Genomic DNA, 17001 nt, shown 5'->3' on the forward strand with positions numbered 1-17001 from the left:
CCAGCTAGCCGACACCCAGCGGCTCATTTCCGACGGCGACGTCCGCGCGCTGGACGAACGCGAATCGTGGAACGTATGAGCGCGACGCATGGCAGGCACCCGCGCCCGCCGGTAAGATTGCGCCCAGAATGGGTTTACCTGACTGACATGTCCATCATTTCCCGCTCCGCTAGAGTCATTTCCGACTCCGGAAAGTTGCGGTTTCGCGGTCTCGCCCCCCAAGGACATCCATTGCTCGAGATAGCCAACCTTTCTCACGTGTACGGCGGCGGTACTCCCAACGCGCACCACGCCATCGAAGGGCTCAACCTGAGCGTCGCCGCGGGCGAACTACTGTGCATCGTCGGCCCTTCCGGCTGCGGGAAGTCCACGTTGCTGCGCTCCATCGCCGGCCTGATCAGGCCCACGGGCGGACAGGTCAGGATCGAGGGCCAGGTGGTCCGGCAGACGCCCGACAATCTCGCCGTCGTCTTCCAGGACTACAGCCGCTCCTTGTTCCCGTGGATGTCGGTCGAGGACAACGTGGCGCTGCCGCTGCGTCGCAGGAACATGGACAAGCGCCGGCGCCAGGAGGCCGCGAAGGAGGCGCTGGAGTCGGTGGGTCTGGCGGGCGCCGGCCGTAAATACCCGTTCCAGTTGTCGGGCGGCATGCAGCAGCGGGTCGCGATCGCGCGGGCGCTGGCGTACCGGCCGACGCTGATGCTGATGGACGAGCCGTTCGGCTCGGTGGACGCGCAGACCAGGGAGGACCTGGAGGACCTGGTGCTCAAGGTCCGCGGCCACCACCGGATGACGATCGTGCTCATCACGCACGACATCGACGAGAGCGTGTACGTGGGCGACCGCGTGGTGGTGCTGTCGAAGGCGCCCGCGCACGTGGTGGGCGACCTGAAGGTGCACCTGCCGGGGCCGCGCGACCAGATCTCGACCCGTGAGCACCCCGACTTCGTGCACCTGCGCGCCGAGGTCGGCCGCCTCGTCCGCGGCCACGCCACCGTCTGACGCCACCGTCTGACTTCCCGCTGTCCGGCGGCGTGCGGGGGTGGTTCGGGCGGCCGCGGCGTTACGGCTGCCGGAGGCGGCGCGCATCGCGGCGTGCAGGGTGTGGCCGGCGCGCGCGGAGAGCGCCCAGTAGCCGGCTCGGAACGCGGAAAAACCCGGCACCCTCGTCCGGGTGCCGGGTCGACATTGCTTCACGATCTGACCAGCGGGGCGGCCTACACGGGCGTGTGCATGTGCCTGGTCAGGGCGTGCTCCACCAAGGTGATCAAGGTGGACTTCACCGACTCGCGCTGACGGGCGTCGAGCCGCACGATCGGGATGTGGCCGCCGATCGACAGCGCCTCCCTGATCTCCTCCTCCTGGTGGGCGAACTGGCCGTCCCAGCCGTTGATACCGATGACGAAGGGCAGCTTGGCCTCTTCGAAGTAGTCGATGGCGGGAAAGCTGTCGGCCAGGCGGCGGGTGTCGACCAGGACGACCGCGCCGATGGCGCCGCGTACCAGGTCGTCCCACATGAACCAGAACCGGTGCTGTCCGGGCGTGCCGAACAGATAGAGGATCAGGTCACGGTCGAGCGAGACCCGGCCGAAGTCCATCGCCACGGTCGTGGTCGTCTTGTTCGGCGTGAGGGAGACGTCGTCGACGTGGGCGGAGGCGTCCGTCATGACCGCTTCTGTGGTGAGCGGCAGGATTTCGGAGACCGCTCCCACGAACGTCGTCTTGCCCACGCCGAAGCCCCCGGCCACGACGATCTTCGTCGAGGTGAGGCCGGGGCTAGAGCCTGCGAAGTCCACTGAGCACCCTTTCGAGCAAGTTGAGGTCCGGCTTTCCCGCGTCCAGCGCAGGCTGGTGCACGCGGATCAGGCCCTCCGACGCCATGTCGGCGATCAGCACCCGGACCACGCCAAGAGGTTGGCGTAAAAGGGCGGAGATCTCGGCAACCGACCGGACGTTCCGGGTCAGCTGAATGATCGCCTGATACTCCGGACTTAGTAGGGAAATGTCTTGGTATTCCGACGTCACGGAGGACACCAGTGCCTCCATGGCGAACTTCATCCGCGGCGCGGTGCGCCCCCCGGTCACGGCATAGGGCCGTACCAGGGAGCTCTGCTTCTGCGAACGGGGAGCCGCCGGATGCGGCGGAGTGCTATCACCAGCCCAACCCTGCTGACCTGACACCATCTTCTCCTGTCATCGCCCGCTAGCGGGGGCGGGCCGCTTGCAGCTCGGCGCGTACGGCGGGCGTCAACACCTGCCCGGCTCGCTCGACCAGCAAGGTCATCTGGTAGGCCACCAGACCCATGTCACAGTCGGGCGCGGCGAGGACCGCCAGACAGGAGCCATCGCTGATCGACATGATCATCAGCAGGCCGCGCTGCATCTCGATGACGGTCTGCGTCACCATACCGCCCTCGAAGACCCGGGCGGCGCCCTGGGTCAGGCTGATCACGCCCGACGCCACGGCGGCCAGCTGGTCGGCCCGGTCCTTGGGGAAGCCCTCGGAGTAGGCCAGCGGCAACCCGTCAGACGACACCACGACCGTGTGAGCGACGCCTGGCACGTTGTTCACGAAGTCCGTGATCAGCCAGCTGATACCGCGCGCTCCCTGGCTCATTTCTCTCATTTGTCCTCCTCATACTCTTCTCCCCGGGTGAACGCCCGGCCTTGCCGGACACCCTGCTGGAAGCTGGAGAGCCGGCTGCGCAACCGTTCGGGCGAAATCTGTGGTGCCGGAGACGCGATCGGGGGCTCGGCGAGGCTGGCCGTTCCCGGCACCAGGTTCGCCTTGGGGACGCGGCGCGGCAGGCCGGACGCCGTCGTTCCGGACTGCTGGGGCTGGGCGGCGGCCTGCGCGGCCTGGAAACCGGAGTCCGCGGGCGAGGACCACGACGCTCCCGCACCCGACTGCCCGGGCTTGCGCTGCGGCAGCGACGACTTGCTCGATGTCCCGGCCGACGGTGAAGCGGACGGTGGCGCCGACGGCTCCGCCGGCACGGCCGGGTGGACGGCCGTGATCTCGTGCTCGCCCTCGGACTCCGTGTCGAGACGCTGCCTGAGCACCTCCGGGTCCGGCTTGCGGAACCAGTCGGAGCCGACCGACGAGAAGATCGGCAGGAACTCCTCGCTCTGCTCCTCGATGGGCGAGTTGCGTACCACCGGCAGCGGGCCCGTCATGTCCTGCGAGGAGTAGTTGCCGGGACCGAACGGGTTCTGGGCCGTGCGACCGTTCAGGTCGTACTGGTCCGCGGGCTTGGGTTCGTCCGCGAACAGCGGACCGTAGGACTCGTCAGGCTGTGACTGCGGACGGCCGTCCGGGGCGAACAGCGACCTGCGCGGAAGGGACTCGGAGAACGACGACCACTGCGGCTCGTCCTTGGACGGCGGCTCCGTCGAGAAGGACGGCCAGCGCGGCTCGTCGTCCTGCAGGGGCGGCGGTTGCTCGGCGAACGACGGCCACCGGTTCTCGGCGAACGGCGCCGGCTCGGCCGCGCGCGGCGCCTCTTCGGCGAACGACGGCCAGCGCTGCTCGCCGAACGACGGCGGGGCGGCCGCGGGCGGGGCGTCGTCCGCGAACGACGGCCAGCGCGGCGCGTCCTGAGCGGGCTGCGGCGGCGCGTCGGCGAACGGCGCGGCCTGCGGCTGGGCGTCCGCGAAGGGCGAGGGCTGCTCACCGAACGGCGAAGGCTGGGCGTCGCCGAACAGCGAGGGCTGCGGCTCCCCGAACGACGGCCAGTTGCCCGAGCCCGGCGCGGGCACCGACTCCGGCCACTCCGTGTCGACGGCCGGGTTCGGGCCGTCGAAGGACGGGTGCGAGCCGTTCGGCCCGGCGTGCGTGAGCTGCCTCGGGTCGAACGTGGTGAACGCCTCGTACTGGCCGCCCTGCGGGGCCGTGCCCTGACCACCGCTGATGAGCACGTCGGGCAGCAGCACCATGGCGCTCAGACCGCCGCCGTCGCGCTGGCTGAGCTGCACGCGGATGCCGTGGCGCAGCGCCAGGCGGCCGACCACGAACAGGCCCATGCGCCGGGAGACGGACACGTCCACGACCGGCGGGTTGGCCAGGCGCCAGTTGGCCTCGGCCAGCTCCTCCGGGCTCATGCCGATGCCCAGGTCGTTGATCCCGATCAGCATGCCGCCCTCGGCGGGCGCGCTGGTGACCTGGACCTTGCTCTCGCGCGGCGAGAACGAGATGGCGTTCTCGATCAGCTCGGCGAGCAGGTGGACGGCGTCGGTGACGGCGGGGCCGACGATGAGCGTGCCGGACGGGATCTGGATCTGGACCCGTTCGTAGCCCTCGACCTCCGACAGCGAGGCGCGGGCGATGTCGACCAGCGGCACCGGCTCGCTCCACTTGCGCGCGGCCTCCTGGCCGGCGAGGACCAGCAGGTTCTCGCTGTTGCGGCGCATGCGGGTGGCCAGGTGGTCGAGGCGGAACAGGTTCGCCAGCCGCTCCTCGTCCTCCTCGCCCTGCTCCAGGCCCTCGATGAGCTGCAGCTGCCGTTCGACCAGCGTCTGGCTGCGGCGGGAGAGGTTGACGAACATGGCGTTGACGTTGGCGCGCAGCTTGGCCTCATCGCCGGCCAGCCGGATCGCCTCGCGGTGGACCTCGTCGAACGCCCGCGCCACTTCCCCGATCTCGTCTCGGGTGTTGACGCCGATCGCCGGCACTTCGGGGATCTGCGCGCCTTCACCCGACTCGCGCAGGATGCGGACGGTCTCGGGCAGCCGGGTCGTGGCCACCTGGAGTGCCTCGGCGCGCAGCCGGCGCAGCGGGCGGACCAGCGAACCGGCCACCCGGGTGGTGATGATCAGGACGAGCAGCAGCAGCACGAGGATCAGCGCGCCGGAGATGATGGCGTTGCGCTGCTCGGTGTCGCTCAGCTCGCGGGTGGCGCCCACGATCTCGGTGGCCAGGGCGTCCTCCACCTTGCGGACGGCGTTGCCGGTCTCGGTGGTGGCCTCGTACCAGGAGTTGAGGTCGCGCCCGGAGGCCGTCAGAGGAGTGGTGACGTCGAGGTCCACGATCTTGTCGAACTCGCTCACCTGCGCCAGCGCGCGCTGGCGCATGGCGTCGGCGAGGTCGACCTGCGGGCCCTTGACGTCCTGCCGGTACTCCTCGAGGTCCTCGGCGTCGGCCTCCGACTCGAAGTTCGCGAGCTCGGTCTGCTGGCTGTTCCAGGAGCCGAGGAAGTCGGCCCAGTCGGCGCTGTCGACCCTGCGCTGCGCCAGGGTGACGATGAGGATGATCTGCTGCTTCGACAGCTCCTCCTTCATGCGCTGGAGCGAGCCCAGCGCGGCCACGTCACCCTGCAGGTCGTCGTCGCTCACGCCGTCGCCCAGGTCGCCCTGGACCGAGGAGAACACGTCGATCATCGTGCCGTACGTGCCGATGGCGGCGCGCGGCGGCACGTTGCCGACCATGGACTCGCGCAGGCTGTCGAGACCGTCGAGCCAGCGGCGCATGTTCTCCACGCCGTCCTGCACGCGGACCGAGTGGGTGGCGTCGATGACCGTGGCCGCGTCGAGCGCCTGCTGCTTGGCCCGGTCGGTGGCCTGCCGCTGGGTCTTCAGCTGCACGAAGCGCTGGGCCCTGCGGCGGTCGGCGACGTACCACGCGGTGAGCGTGCGCTCCTTGCCGAGCTCGTGGTTGAGCGCGCCGATGCGCTGGACCAGCTCGGCGACCTGGCTGAGCCGGCGGTATTCGGCACTGGTGCCGATCGCGTCGGCCAGCTGCACGCCCGCGAGCAGCACACCCACGACGGTGGGAATGAGGATCAGCGCGATCAGCCTGGAGCGCACACGCCAGTTCCCCAGCTGGAACCGTCCGCCTGTGTACTCCCCTGACTTCGTGTGCCTGGGGTTTTCCGTCCTCACTGACTCTCGCAACCTCTCGCCGGTACGTGCTCGAAAAAAATCAGACACGCGTGGGGCGCATGGGATTCTGTCCGGCTGGGTAATTGGAACACAACCCGTACCAGATCGGCCAACCGAACATATCCCATCACATGCGTCCAAAGAGGCACTTTGGCCGCATAACGCCGTACACGTTTTCAGGCGGGCCGGAACGAATCCCGCTCGGCCGGTGCCGCGTGCTTCACCATCAGGTGCCGGGTCACCGAATACTCCTGCACCGCTTCCTGGCTCATGTCCTTGCCGAACCCGCTGCCCTTCACGCCGCCGTGCGGTGCCTCGCTGGCGATGGGGAGATGGTCGTTGACCCAGGTGACACCCACGTCGAGCCGGTGCGAGACGCGCATGGCGCGGGCCACGTCACGTGACCACACCGACGAGGCAAGACCGTACCTCGTGTCGTTGGCGAGTCTGACCGCCTCGTCCTCGCCGTCGAACGGCAGGGCCACCAGAACCGGACCGAAAATCTCCCCCTGGACGATCTCGCTGACCTGGGCGGCGTCGGCCACCAGGGTGGGCGGGTAGAAAAAGCCGGGGCCCCCGATTGGGGAGCCGCCCTGCAGCACGCGCCCGGAGGCCCGCGAGACGAAGCCGTGCACCCGGTCGCGGTGCGCCGACGAGATCAGCGGGCCGATGTCGGTCGCCGGGTCCCAGGGGTCGCCGGCGGTTATGTCGGCAAGAGTCGCTCGAAGCGCCTCCACCGCGTCGGCGTAGACCTCGCGGGCGACGTAGACGCGGGTGGCCGCCGTGCAGTCCTGCCCGGTGTTGTACGTCGCCCCCATGGCCACGCCGCGGGCCATCTCCGCCAGGTCGGCGTCCTCGAACACCAGCGCCGGCGCCTTGCCGCCGAGCTCCAGGTGGACCCGCTTGAGGGTGGCGGCGGCGCCGGTCATCACGGCCCGCCCGGTCTCGGTCGAGCCGGTGACGCTGACCATGTCGACGCCCGGATCGGTGACCAGCGCCTGGCCGACCTCCGCGCCGCCGGTGACCACCCGCACGAGCCCGGCCGGCGCGCCCGCCTCGGCGAACAGCTCGGCCAGCCGCAGCGTCGTACGCGGCGTCTGGGGGGCCGGCTTGATCACCACCGCGTTGCCCGCGGCCAGCGCCGGGCCCACCTTCCAGATCGCCATGACGAAGGGGAAGTTCCACGGCGCGATCGACCCCACCACCCCGACGGGGCGGCGCAGCATGACCGAGGTGTAGCCGGCGCTGAACACCCCGGCCCCCGAGCCCTCCAGGGAGCGCGCGGCGCCGGCGAAGAAGCGCAGGTTGTCGGCGGCGAACGGCAGCTCGCCGTCGCGGAACACCGCCGCCGGCTTGCCGGTCTCCTCCACCTCCAGCCTGGTCAGCTCCTCGGCCGCGGCCTCCACGAGGTCGGCGGTCCGCAGCAGCACCCGCGCGCGTTCGCCCGGGGTGGCCTGCGACCACTCCTCGAACGCGGCCCGTGCCTCACGTACAGCGGACGCCACGCCCTCGACCGGCGTGTCCGGAATTTCGGCACACGGGAGCCCGGTGGCGGGGTTGATCAGTTCACGCATCGGAAGACTTCGTCCTTCGGATCTTGCTACTGGCCGAGCTGCTCGATCAGGTCGGCGGCCTTGCGCAGGCCGTCGCGACGCCGGATCTCCTCGCCCGCGGCGGCGAGCCTCTCCCGCAGCTCGGTGTCGCCGAGCAGCCGGTCGAGCGCTCCCTTGAGTTCCTCGTCGGTGAAGGCGTAGGTGGAGAGCCTGACGCCGTAACCGAGCTCATCGACCCTCTGGGCGTTGTCGTACTGGTCCCAGAACAGCGGCAGCAGGATCATCGGCTTGCCGAAGTGCAGCGCCTCGGTGGTCGTGTTGTTGCCGCCATGGGTGATGACCAAGTCACACAGTGGAATGATCTTAGTCTGCGGAAGGAACTCCGCGCCCCACATGTTGTCGGCGAGCTTGATCTCCTCGTGCAGCGGGCCCTTGGAGACGATGTACTGGTGCGGGGTCGTGGCCAGCACGTCGATCACCCGCTGCATCAGCTCCACGTCGGAGGAACCGAGCGAGCCGAGCGAGAAGTAGACCAGCGAGCCCTCATTGCGCTGGAACGGCAGCGTGAACTGCTCGTCGGTCTCACGCACCGAGGAGTCGAGGCGGTGCCACGTCGGGCCCAGCGCGCGGGCGTCGGTGTAGTCGATGATCTCGGGGTAGACGTAGAGGTTCAGGTCGCCCTCGTGGATGAAGTCGAGGTCGGGCAGCGGCGCGGTGCCCTGCTCGACGCACCACTCGTTGAAGGCGGTCCACAGCTCGCGGTGGGTGCGGTCGTACTCCGCGCGGAAGGCGTCCCACTCGGAGCGGTCGCCGGCGGGCAGGCCGGAGAAGACCGGCGGGATGTTCTCGCCGCGCACCTCCAGCGGCTGGCAGGAGACGATGCGGACGAACTTCTTGCCCGCGGTGAGCAGGGCCGGGAACGTCAGGACGTTGTCCTCGACGATCACGTCCGGGTTCACCCGCTCGATGATGGCCTTGAGCTGCGGCTCGCAGTACTTGGCGCCGTCGATCAGCTCGGCCCAGATCGGCTTGGTGACGGTCTCCAGCTGCTCCCGCGTGCTCTTGCGGTACTCGGGCGCGGTCTCGCGGATGAAGTCCTTCCAGAACTGGCCCGCGTCCTGCTCCTCGGCGTCCTCGGCCGGGGGCGCGAGGTCCACGAGGTCCTCCTCGAAGCCCAGCGCCTCGAGCTTGCCCTTCCAGGACGACTCGGCGGCGAAGACGACGCGGTGGCCGCGGCGGCGCAGGATGTCGCCGATGCCGATGCAGTTGTTGGTCGGGCCGTAGGCGCTCTCCGGCATGAACAGGATCGTGAGTGACATGGCAACTCCGGGGGGACTCATCGATTTGAACAGGAATTCAAAAACGGATCTAGCGTGAAGGTCAAGTAACCGGCACTATGGTCACGGCTAACTGAACTGGAACCCAACGAGTGAAGGTGGTGGTGGTGGCTCAGCGCAAAAGCCGTAGCGACCGGCGCATCGACTTGATCGACGCCGCGCGCAGGGCCATCATCCGCCATGGCGTCGACGGCGTGCAGCTGTCGCACGTCGCCGAGGAGGCCGGTCTGACCTCCGGCGCCGTGCTCTACCACTACCCCGACCTGCGGGAGCTGCTCGTCGAGGCGCAGCACGCCGGCATGGAGCGGTTCTACGAGCAGCGGCTGCGCCAGCTCGCCAAGCTCACCGACCCGGTCGAGAAGCTCGTCGTCACGATCCGCTCGGGTCTGCCGACCGGGCCGCTCGACCCCGACGTGCGTCTGCTCAACGAGCTGGGCGGCGCCGCGGGACGCAACCGGGTCTACGGCGTGCTGCTCACCTCGCTCTACGACCGCCAGGTGTCGATGTACCAGGCGATCCTGGACACCGGGGCGGCGCTCGGGGTCTTCCGGCTGAGCGCCGACTCCGTGACGATCTCGCGCAACCTGGTGGCCCTGGAGGACGCCTACGGCTACCGCATCACCGCCAGGCACCCGCTGATCGGCCCCGACGAGGCGGCCGAGCTGATTCTGTCGTACGCGCGGGCGGCCACGGGCAACGACCTGGCTCACTGATCGACCGCCATGACGACCGCGTCGCGCGCCTCCCAGCGCACCTTGACCTTGGTGCCCTGCCGCACCGCGGCGGCGCCCTGCACGGCGACGAGCACCGGCTTGGCGTGGCCGGGGACGTCCACGGAGACGTGCGAGACGCCGCCGTAGAAGCTGACGTCCAGCACGCTGCCGGCCAGGCCCCTGGTGGCGTTCTCGTCGGCCAGCTCGATCTTCTCCGGCCGGACCGCGAGCAGCGCCTGCCGCCCCGCCGTCAGCTCGGTGAGCGGCGTGCCGGGCAGCATGCCGAACTGCTCGCTCCTGATCCCGTCGAGGCCGCTCGCGGTGCCGGAGAAGAGGTTGTTGGCGCCGACGAAGTCCGCCACGAACGGCGAGCGCGGGCGCTCGTACAGGCTGATCGGCTCGTCCACCTGGCGGACGCTGCCGCTGTCGAAGACCGCGATGCGGTCCGCCAGCGACATGGCCTCCTCCTGGTCGTGCGTGACGACCACGAACGTGATGCCGACCTCGCTCTGCAGCCGTTTGAGCTCCAGCTGCATGTCGGCGCGGACCTTCTTGTCCAGGGCCGACAGCGGCTCGTCGAGCAGCAGCAGGCGGGGGCGCTTGACGATGGAGCGGGCGAGCGCGACCCGCTGCCGCTGACCGCCGGAGAGCTGGGCCGGTTTGCGCACGGCGTGCGCCGACAGGCCGACGGTCTCCAGCACCTCGCCGACGCGCTGCTTGATCTCCTGCCGGGGCAGGCGCTCGCGCTCCAGCCCGTACGCGACGTTCTTCGCCACCGTCATGTGCGGGAACAGCGCGTACGACTGGAACATGAGGCTGATCGGCCGGCGGTTCGGCGGGCGGGACAGCAGGTCCTCCCCGTCGAGCGTGACCTTGCCGGCGTCGGGCGTCTCGAACCCGGCGACGATGCGCAGCAGGGTGGTCTTACCGCAGCCGGAGGGCCCGAGCAGGGCGAAGAACTCGCCCTGCCCGATCTCCAGGGAGACGTCGTCGAGCGCGATGACGTCTCCGAACCTGCGGGAGACCCCGTCAATCCTGAGCACGCGGCTCCCTCTCCCCGATCTTGGTCAGGCGCTGACCGGCGATCACCGCCGTGAAGCTCACCAGGAGCAGGATCGCCGCCAGCGCGTTGATCTCCGGGGTGACCCCGAAGCGAACCATGGAGTAGATGACGATCGGCAGCGTCGGATCGTCGTTGCCGATCGTGAAGAACGCGATCACGAACTCGTCCAGCGACAGCGTGAACGCCAGCAGCGCGCCCGCGACGATGCCCGGCGCGAGCTGCGGCAGCGTGATCTTCATGAACGTCGTCACCGGCCCGGCGCCGAGGTCCCGCGAGGCCTCCTCCAGCGAGGTGTCGGACCCGGCCAGCCGGGTGCGGACCACCGCCGCCACGAACGCCATCGCGAACAGGGCGTGCGCCAGCACCACCGAGTACAGGCCGAGCGTCGACTGGACCATGCCGTAGAAGACCAGCAGCCCGATCCCGAGCACCACGTCCGGTAGTACGGCCGGCATCAGCGCGACCGAGTCGAGCAGCTTGGACCTGGTGTGGCGGGCCAGGCCGACGGCCAGCAGCGTGCCGAGCACCGTGGCGATCACCGTCGAGCCGGCGGCCACCATGAGCGTGTTGACCAGGCCGTCCCTGACCCGCTCGTCGCCGGCCAGCTCGCCGTACCACTTGAGGCTGAAGCCCTCGAAGGTGTACGCCGACTCGCCGGCGTTGAAGGACATGACGACCAGCACGGCGATCGGCAGGTACAGGAAGACGTAGGACGCCCAGAACGGGACGTACAGCAACTTCGACCTACGCACGGCGGGCCACCCACGACTGCGCGACGAGCAGGACCACCAGCACCACGATGAGGGCCAGCGCCAGCGTCGCGCCGAACGGCCAGTCGCGCGCCTTGAGGAACTGGTCGCGGATCAGGTTGCCCACCATGATCGACTTGCTGCCTCCGAGCATCTCGGGGATGACGAAGTTGCCGAAGCTGGGCACGAACACGAACAGGCTGCCGGTCAGCACGCCCGGCATGGTGAGCGGCAGCGTGACCTTCCTGAACGTGGTGAACGCGGAGGCCCCGAGGTTGGACGAGGCCTCCCTGAGCTGCGGGTCGAGCCGGTCGATCGCGGCGTACAGCGGCAGCACCATCAGCGGCAGGTACGAGTACAGCAACCCCGTGACGATCGCACCCTCGGTGTAGAGCACCTCCAGCGGCCCCAGCCCGAACACCTTCAGCGCGCTGTTGACCAGCCCGGGGCCGCTCAGCAGCATGATCCAGGCGTAGACCCGGATGAGGAAGTTCGTCCAGAACGGCAGCACGATCGCCACCAGCGCGATGGTCTTCCACTTGCGCGGCAGCCGGGCGATCACGTAGGCCGTCGGATAGCCGATCAGCAGGGCGATCAGCGTCGTGAGGGTCGCGATCTTCAGCGAGTCGACGAGCACGCCCAGGTAGAGCGGGTCGACGAGCCGCTCGAAGTTCTCGGCGGTGAACTCGTAGACCACCCCGCCGAACCGCCCGCGCCGGAACACCGTGGTGCTCAGCAGCAGCGCCAGCGGCACCAGCATGAACACGACGAGGTACGCCAGCCCGGGCGACAGGAACACGAACGCGCCCAGCCGGCGTCCGCGTGAGCGGTTCACCGGCCGGGCCTTGACCTCGGACTTCACTACAACGACAACTACTTCGCCTGGACGTCGGCCGACAGGCGGGTGTACTTGGTGGACGCCTCGCCGAGGTCGATGATCGACTCACCGTTGAGCAGCTCGGCGGGCGAGATGCCGAGCAGCGAGCCCTCGGCGATCTTCACCCGGTCCATGGCGGCCTTGTTGGGCACCTTGTAGTTGATGTTCTCGGCCGCCCAGCTGTGCACCTCGGGGTCGAGGATGTAGTTGATCAGGGCGTGCGCGGCCTCCTTGTTCTTGGAGGACTTCATGATCACCATGGTGTCCACCCAGAGGTCGCTGCCCTCCTTCGGCACCACGAACTTGATGTTGCCCGACTTGTCGGTGGTCGGGCACCAGCCGTCCCACGCCTCGACCATGAGGGCCTCGCCGGACAGCAGGCGGTCGCCGAAGGTGGTGTCGTCGTAGGTGAGCAGGTGGGGCTTCTGCGCCATCAGAAGCTCCTTGACCTTCTCGATCTCGTCGTCCTTGTCGGTGTTGACCGAGTAGCCGAGGGCCTTGATGGCGGGCAGGGCCAGCCAGCGCTCGGTGGTCATCATCGTGACCTTCTTCTCGGCCCAGGCCGGGGGCTTCAAAATATCGTTCCAACTCGTCGGCGGAGTCTTCACGAGGTCGGATCGGTAGCAGATGCCGGTGGTGCCCCAGGTGTAGGGCACGGAGTACTTGTTGCCCTTGTCGTAGGAGAGCTGGGTGGCCTCGGGGTAGAGGTTGGCCAGGTTGGGGATCAGCTCGGGGTGGATCGGCTCCAGCAGACCCTGCTCGTTGAGGGCCTGGGCGTACTGGCCGGACACGAACGCCACGTCGATGCCGCTGTCACCGGAGGCGGTGAGCTTCGCCATCGCGGTCTCGTTGGTCTCGTGCAGCTGGATCTTGATGTCCTGGACCTTGAGCTTCTCCTTGACCCGCTGGGCCAGCTCCTCGGGCAGGTAGCCATCCCACACTGTCACTGCGAGGCTCTGCTTGCTGAGGTCTGCGTTGGGCTTGAGCTGTTCGGCCGCCACCGTCGTTGAGTTGGAGCCTGACGACGACTCACCCCCGCACGCCGCTACGGCGAGCGCGAGGCCGACCACCGCCATGGTGGCCGGGAGACGACGGGTGAACCGGGTACGGGACACGGCCGCTACTCCTTCTGAAATTAGCGATGTAAGAGGGGTCGCGCGACCTTACCGGGCACGGCAGACCAGAGATGGAGTGTTGCAGCAGATATCAACATCGGCAAGACTTTTCCGGACATTGCTACCAGGATGTTTGGTTGTTCAGTTGAATTGGGATTCAATAACCGCACGCTTGATCTCACTGGGTGAGAAGCCCCTCACGGCCCGAGATCGCGGGCTCTCCGCAGCCCTTGTCGGGGCGCTGGCCGACGACCCGCCGCCGCCGTTCGCGGTCCGGCGATTTCTGCCGTTGCCCACTTTCTCGCACACCGGAGATGCTCGCGACACTGGGGTCCCAGGTGAACGGGACTTCGGGCCGCACGTGGACCAGACAAACCATTCGGTTGTCGTGGGCGAGAGCGTGGTCGTGAAGTGGCTGACCCCGCCCGCGCCGCTGCCTCATCCGGCACTGGACATTTTCCCGCATCTCGTCGCGGCGCAATTCCGCGGCACCGCGCCGCCGTACGCGGCGCTGACCGCGGAGCTGGACGGCCGCGAGCACCTGCTGGCCCTGGTGACGGGCTATCTGCCCGAGGCGAGGGACGGCTGGGAGTGGTGCGTGGACGAGGCCGAGGCCGGCCGCACCGCCTTCGCCTCCGACCTCGGCCACCTCACCGCCGATCTGCACCTCGCCCTGTCCACGTTCCCGGAACCCGGCGACGCCGGCCCCATCGACGCCGGCCCCATCGACGCGGGCCCCATCGGCGCGGGCCCGATCGGCGCGGGCGGCCGGGCGGAGGGCGCGCTCGCCGAGGCGCTCGACCTGACCGGCGGGGAGGACGGCGCGTGGCTGGCCTCGCGCGCCGGCGCCCTGCGGCGGGATCTGGCCCCACTGGCCGCCCCCATCGGCACCCCGCTGATCCGGATCCACGGCGACCTGCACGTGGGCCAGATCCTCCGGTGGCGCGACGGTTACGCGGTCATCGACTTCGACGGCAACCCCACGGTCGCCGGCGCGGACCTGCGCCAGCCGGCCGCCAGGGACGTCGCCCAGCTCACCACCAGCCTCGACCACGTGGCCCAGGTGGCGATCAAGCGCAGGTCCGTCCCGCCCGCCCGGGCCACCGCGTGGACGGGCGCGGCACGGGCGGCGCTGCTGACCGCCTACCGCGACCGGCTGGCCGAGCGGGGCGGGCCCGGCCTGCTGGACGAGCGCCTGCTCCGCCCCTTCGAGGTGGAGCAGGAGTGCCGCGAGCTCATCTACGCCGCCCGCCACCTGCCCCGCTGGCGTTACGCCCCCATGGGCGTGCTGCGCACCTGGTACCCAGAGGAGAAGATTTCGTGAATTCCGAGCTCTACCTGTCCGACCTGGAGGCCAAGCCCGAGTCGCTGGCCGCGCTGGCCGGCGTGCTGCGGGCGGAGGATCCGTTCGCGGGGCTCCCCCGGGACGTCCGCCGGGTGTTGTTCCTCGGCATGGGCAGCTCCCGTTACGCCGCCGGCGTGGCCGCCCTGCGCCTGCGGGCCGCCGGGGTGGACGCCCACGCCGAGTACGCCTCGGCCGCCGCGAGTTTCCCGCCCGCCGCCGGCACCCTGGTGATCCCGATCTCGGCGACCGGCACGAGCCGCGAGACGCTGGACGCCACGGCCCGCTACACCGGCGGAGCGGCCATCCTGGCCGCACTCACCAACCGGCCGGGATCGCCGCTGGCCCAGGCGGCCGACCTGGTGGTCCCCATGCACGCGGGCGAGGAGCGCGGCGGCGTCGCCTGCCGGACGTTCCAGCACACCCTCGCCCTGCTGCTGGCCCTGGAGGCCCGCCTCACCGGCCGCGGCCGCGACGTGCCGGCCCTGCTCGACAAGACGGCGCAGGCCACGGCCGACCTGCTCGACCGCAGGGACGAATGGCTGCCGCCGGCCATCGAGCTGCTCGACGGCCCGCACGGCGTCTACACGATCGCGCCGGCCGAGCGCCTGTCCTCGGCGGAGCAGTCGGCGCTGATGTTCCGCGAGGGCCCGCGCCGCCCGGCGGACGCCTGCGAGAGCGGCGACTGGTCGCACGTGGACGTCTACCTCACCAAGACCCTGGACTACCGCGCGCTGCTCTTCCCCGGCTCCCGCTACGACGACCAGGCCATGGACTGGGTACGCGAGCGCGGCTCGACGGTGGTCGCCGTCGGCGCGGCGGTGAAGGACGCCTCGGCGGTGATCCGGTACGCGCACGACGACGACCCGGACGTCGCCCTGCTGACCGAGACGCTGGTGGCCGAGCTCGTCGCCGCGACGTGGTGGGACTGAGCGCTCAGCCGAACCGTACCGACATCGCGTGCTCTACCAGCGTGATCAGGGTGTCCTTGACCGCCTGGCGGGCCCGCGCGTCGGTGCGGACGATCGGCACGTGCGGCGAGAGCGTCAGCGCCTCCCGCACCTCGCTCTCGATGTGCGGGAACTCGCCGTCCCAGCCGTTCAGCCCGACGACGAACGGGATGCCGGTGTCCTCGAAGTAGTCGACCGCGGGGAAGCTGTCGGCCAGCCGCCGCGAGTCGACCAGCACCACGGCGCCGATCGCGCCGCGCACGAGGTCGTCCCACATGAACCAGAAGCGGTGCTGGCCCGGGGTGCCGAACAGGTAGAGGATCAGGTCGTCGTCGATCGAGACCCGGCCGAAGTCCAGCGCCACGGTGGTGGTCGACTTGCCGGGCGTGTGGGCGAGGTCGTCGACTCCCACGGAGGCGTCGGTCATCACCGCCTCGGTGGTCAGCGGCGTGATCTCGGAGACGGAGCCCACGAACGTGGTCTTGCCGACGCCGAACCCGCCCGCCACGACGATCTTCGTGGAGGTGAGCCCGCTAGAGCCTGCGAAGTCCACTGAGCACCCTTTCGAGCAGGCCCCTGCCGGTCGGGCCCGCCTCAAGCTGCGGCTGGTACACCCGGACCAGCCCATCGGCCTCCATGTCGGCGACCAGCGCCCGCGTCACCCCGAGGGGGACGGCGAGGAGCGAAGAGAGCTCCGCCACGGATCGCACCCGCCGGCACAGCTCACTGATGGCGCGGTGTTCGCGGGTGTAGGTCGTGCCGAGCTGCGCCGAGGTCGCCGACGATACCAGGGCTTCCACGGCAAGATCATCCGGCTCCCCGTCCTGCCACGGCCTCATCACCACGGGCGCCTGGCGGACAGCTCCGCGCGCACGGCGGGAGTGAGCACCTGACCTGCGCGTTCGACCAGGATCGTCATCTGGTACGCGACCAGGCCCATGTCGCAGTCGGGCGTGGCCAGCACCGCCAGGCTGGAGCCGTCGCTGATCGACATCACCAGCAGCAGGCCGCGGTGCATCTCCACGATGGTCTGCACGACCGCTCCGCCCTCGAACACGCGGGCCGAGCCATGGGTGAGGCTCACGAGCCCGGCGGCGATGGCGGCGAGTTGGTCGGCCCGGTCTTTCGGGAACCCGCGGGAGAACGCCATGGGCAGGCCGTCCGCGGAGACCACGACGGCGTGCGCCACGCCGGGAACCTCGTCGACGAAGCCGGAGACCAGCCAGTTGAGGTCTCTGGCGGCCTGGCTCAGCTCCTTCATGAGCCCTCCCACAAGCTCGTCTTCTCGGTCACGCGCCCGTATCAGAATTTAGACCAGCAATAGCGGTAATTTCACCCCACTCTTCGAAGCCGCTGATGCGGAAATAAACCTTTAACATGATAAATGTCCACTAATGAGCGTTTGGCACGTTCCAAGACAGATCT

At 69.4% G+C, this 17001-nt stretch carries 17 protein-coding genes; 4 read left to right on the forward strand and 13 right to left on the reverse strand.

What is annotated here, in order from left to right:
* Positions 1–231 precede the first annotated feature (231 nt).
* Positions 232–1002 (forward strand): ABC transporter ATP-binding protein, encoded by a 771-nt coding sequence (locus tag E1286_RS17490; RefSeq protein WP_223190058.1) that lies wholly within the window; start codon positions 232–234, stop codon positions 1000–1002.
* 215 nt (positions 1003–1217) lie between these two features.
* On the opposite strand, the gene E1286_RS17495 is transcribed toward E1286_RS17490, so the two are convergent.
* The 6 genes from E1286_RS17495 to E1286_RS17520 all read right to left on the reverse strand — a co-directional run bounded on the left by E1286_RS17495 (position 1218) and on the right by E1286_RS17520 (position 8749).
* Positions 1218–1796, reverse strand: coding sequence for a GTP-binding protein (locus tag E1286_RS17495; RefSeq protein ID WP_111179477.1), 579 nt, complete (start codon positions 1794–1796; stop codon positions 1218–1220).
* Positions 1777–2184 carry a DUF742 domain-containing protein gene (locus E1286_RS17500; RefSeq protein WP_246074932.1) on the reverse strand — a complete coding sequence of 136 codons (408 nt, stop codon included), beginning with the start codon at positions 2182–2184 and terminating at the stop codon, positions 1777–1779. Before E1286_RS17500 ends, E1286_RS17495 begins: the two co-directional genes overlap by 20 nt.
* A 19-nt stretch (positions 2185–2203) precedes the next feature.
* Entirely contained in the window at positions 2204–2626 is a 423-nt protein-coding gene (locus E1286_RS17505; RefSeq protein WP_020546551.1) for a roadblock/LC7 domain-containing protein, read from the reverse strand.
* Entirely contained in the window at positions 2623–5802 is a 3180-nt protein-coding gene (locus E1286_RS17510; RefSeq protein WP_132613771.1) for a sensor histidine kinase, read from the reverse strand. Before E1286_RS17510 ends, E1286_RS17505 begins: the two co-directional genes overlap by 4 nt.
* A gap of 251 nt (positions 5803–6053) precedes the next feature.
* Positions 6054–7451 (reverse strand): aminobutyraldehyde dehydrogenase, encoded by a 1398-nt coding sequence (locus tag E1286_RS17515; RefSeq protein WP_132613773.1) that lies wholly within the window; start codon positions 7449–7451, stop codon positions 6054–6056.
* 26 nt (positions 7452–7477) lie between these two features.
* Positions 7478–8749, reverse strand: a complete 1272-nt coding sequence (locus E1286_RS17520; RefSeq protein ID WP_132613775.1) for a glycosyltransferase — start codon at positions 8747–8749, stop codon at positions 7478–7480.
* Positions 8750–8874: 125 nt separating this feature from the next.
* On the opposite strand from E1286_RS17520, the gene E1286_RS17525 reads away from it, so the two are divergent.
* Positions 8875–9480 (forward strand): TetR/AcrR family transcriptional regulator, encoded by a 606-nt coding sequence (locus tag E1286_RS17525; RefSeq protein WP_165969780.1) that lies wholly within the window; start codon positions 8875–8877, stop codon positions 9478–9480.
* On the opposite strand, the gene E1286_RS17530 is transcribed toward E1286_RS17525, so the two are convergent.
* From E1286_RS17530 to E1286_RS17545, 4 genes are read right to left on the reverse strand one after another with little or no spacing between them, the layout of a single operon-like run.
* Positions 9474–10523: an ABC transporter ATP-binding protein gene (locus tag E1286_RS17530; RefSeq protein ID WP_132613777.1), complete on the reverse strand. Its 1050-nt coding sequence runs from the start codon at positions 10521–10523 to the stop codon at positions 9474–9476. The genes E1286_RS17525 and E1286_RS17530 overlap by 7 nt on opposite strands.
* Entirely contained in the window at positions 10510–11295 is a 786-nt protein-coding gene (locus tag E1286_RS17535) for an ABC transporter permease (RefSeq protein ID WP_132613779.1), read from the reverse strand. Before E1286_RS17535 ends, E1286_RS17530 begins: the two co-directional genes overlap by 14 nt.
* The gene (locus E1286_RS17540; RefSeq protein ID WP_246074933.1) at positions 11288–12154 is read right to left on the reverse strand and encodes an ABC transporter permease; all 867 of its coding nucleotides are present in this window, start codon (positions 12152–12154) and stop codon (positions 11288–11290) included. The genes E1286_RS17535 and E1286_RS17540 overlap by 8 nt, the downstream gene beginning before the upstream one ends.
* A gap of 11 nt (positions 12155–12165) precedes the next feature.
* On the reverse strand, positions 12166–13284 hold the full coding sequence (locus tag E1286_RS17545) for a polyamine ABC transporter substrate-binding protein (protein ID WP_187368181.1): 1119 nt from the start codon (positions 13282–13284) through the stop codon (positions 12166–12168).
* A gap of 388 nt (positions 13285–13672) precedes the next feature.
* Between E1286_RS17545 and E1286_RS17550 the strand changes: the two genes are divergently transcribed.
* Complete coding sequence (locus tag E1286_RS17550; RefSeq protein WP_132613781.1) at positions 13673–14608, forward strand: hypothetical protein; 936 nt, start codon at positions 13673–13675, stop codon at positions 14606–14608.
* Positions 14605–15558, forward strand: a complete 954-nt coding sequence (locus tag E1286_RS17555; RefSeq protein WP_132613783.1) for an SIS domain-containing protein — start codon at positions 14605–14607, stop codon at positions 15556–15558. The genes E1286_RS17550 and E1286_RS17555 overlap by 4 nt, the downstream gene beginning before the upstream one ends.
* A 4-nt stretch (positions 15559–15562) precedes the next feature.
* Here the strand turns inward: E1286_RS17555 and E1286_RS17560 are convergent, their stop codons facing one another.
* From E1286_RS17560 to E1286_RS17570, 3 genes are read right to left on the reverse strand one after another with little or no spacing between them, the layout of a single operon-like run.
* A complete protein-coding gene (locus tag E1286_RS17560) occupies positions 15563–16129 on the reverse strand; it encodes a GTP-binding protein (protein WP_246074934.1) in 567 nt (188 codons plus the stop codon).
* Positions 16110–16376 carry a DUF742 domain-containing protein gene (locus E1286_RS17565; RefSeq protein WP_246074935.1) on the reverse strand — a complete coding sequence of 89 codons (267 nt, stop codon included), beginning with the start codon at positions 16374–16376 and terminating at the stop codon, positions 16110–16112. Before E1286_RS17565 ends, E1286_RS17560 begins: the two co-directional genes overlap by 20 nt.
* A gap of 38 nt (positions 16377–16414) precedes the next feature.
* Complete coding sequence (locus E1286_RS17570) at positions 16415–16837, reverse strand: roadblock/LC7 domain-containing protein (RefSeq protein ID WP_132613789.1); 423 nt, start codon at positions 16835–16837, stop codon at positions 16415–16417.
* Between the last annotated feature and the right edge of the window lie 164 nt (positions 16838–17001).

This window comes from Nonomuraea terrae, assembly GCF_004348995.1.
Lineage (GTDB): Bacteria > Actinomycetota > Actinomycetes > Streptosporangiales > Streptosporangiaceae > Nonomuraea > Nonomuraea terrae.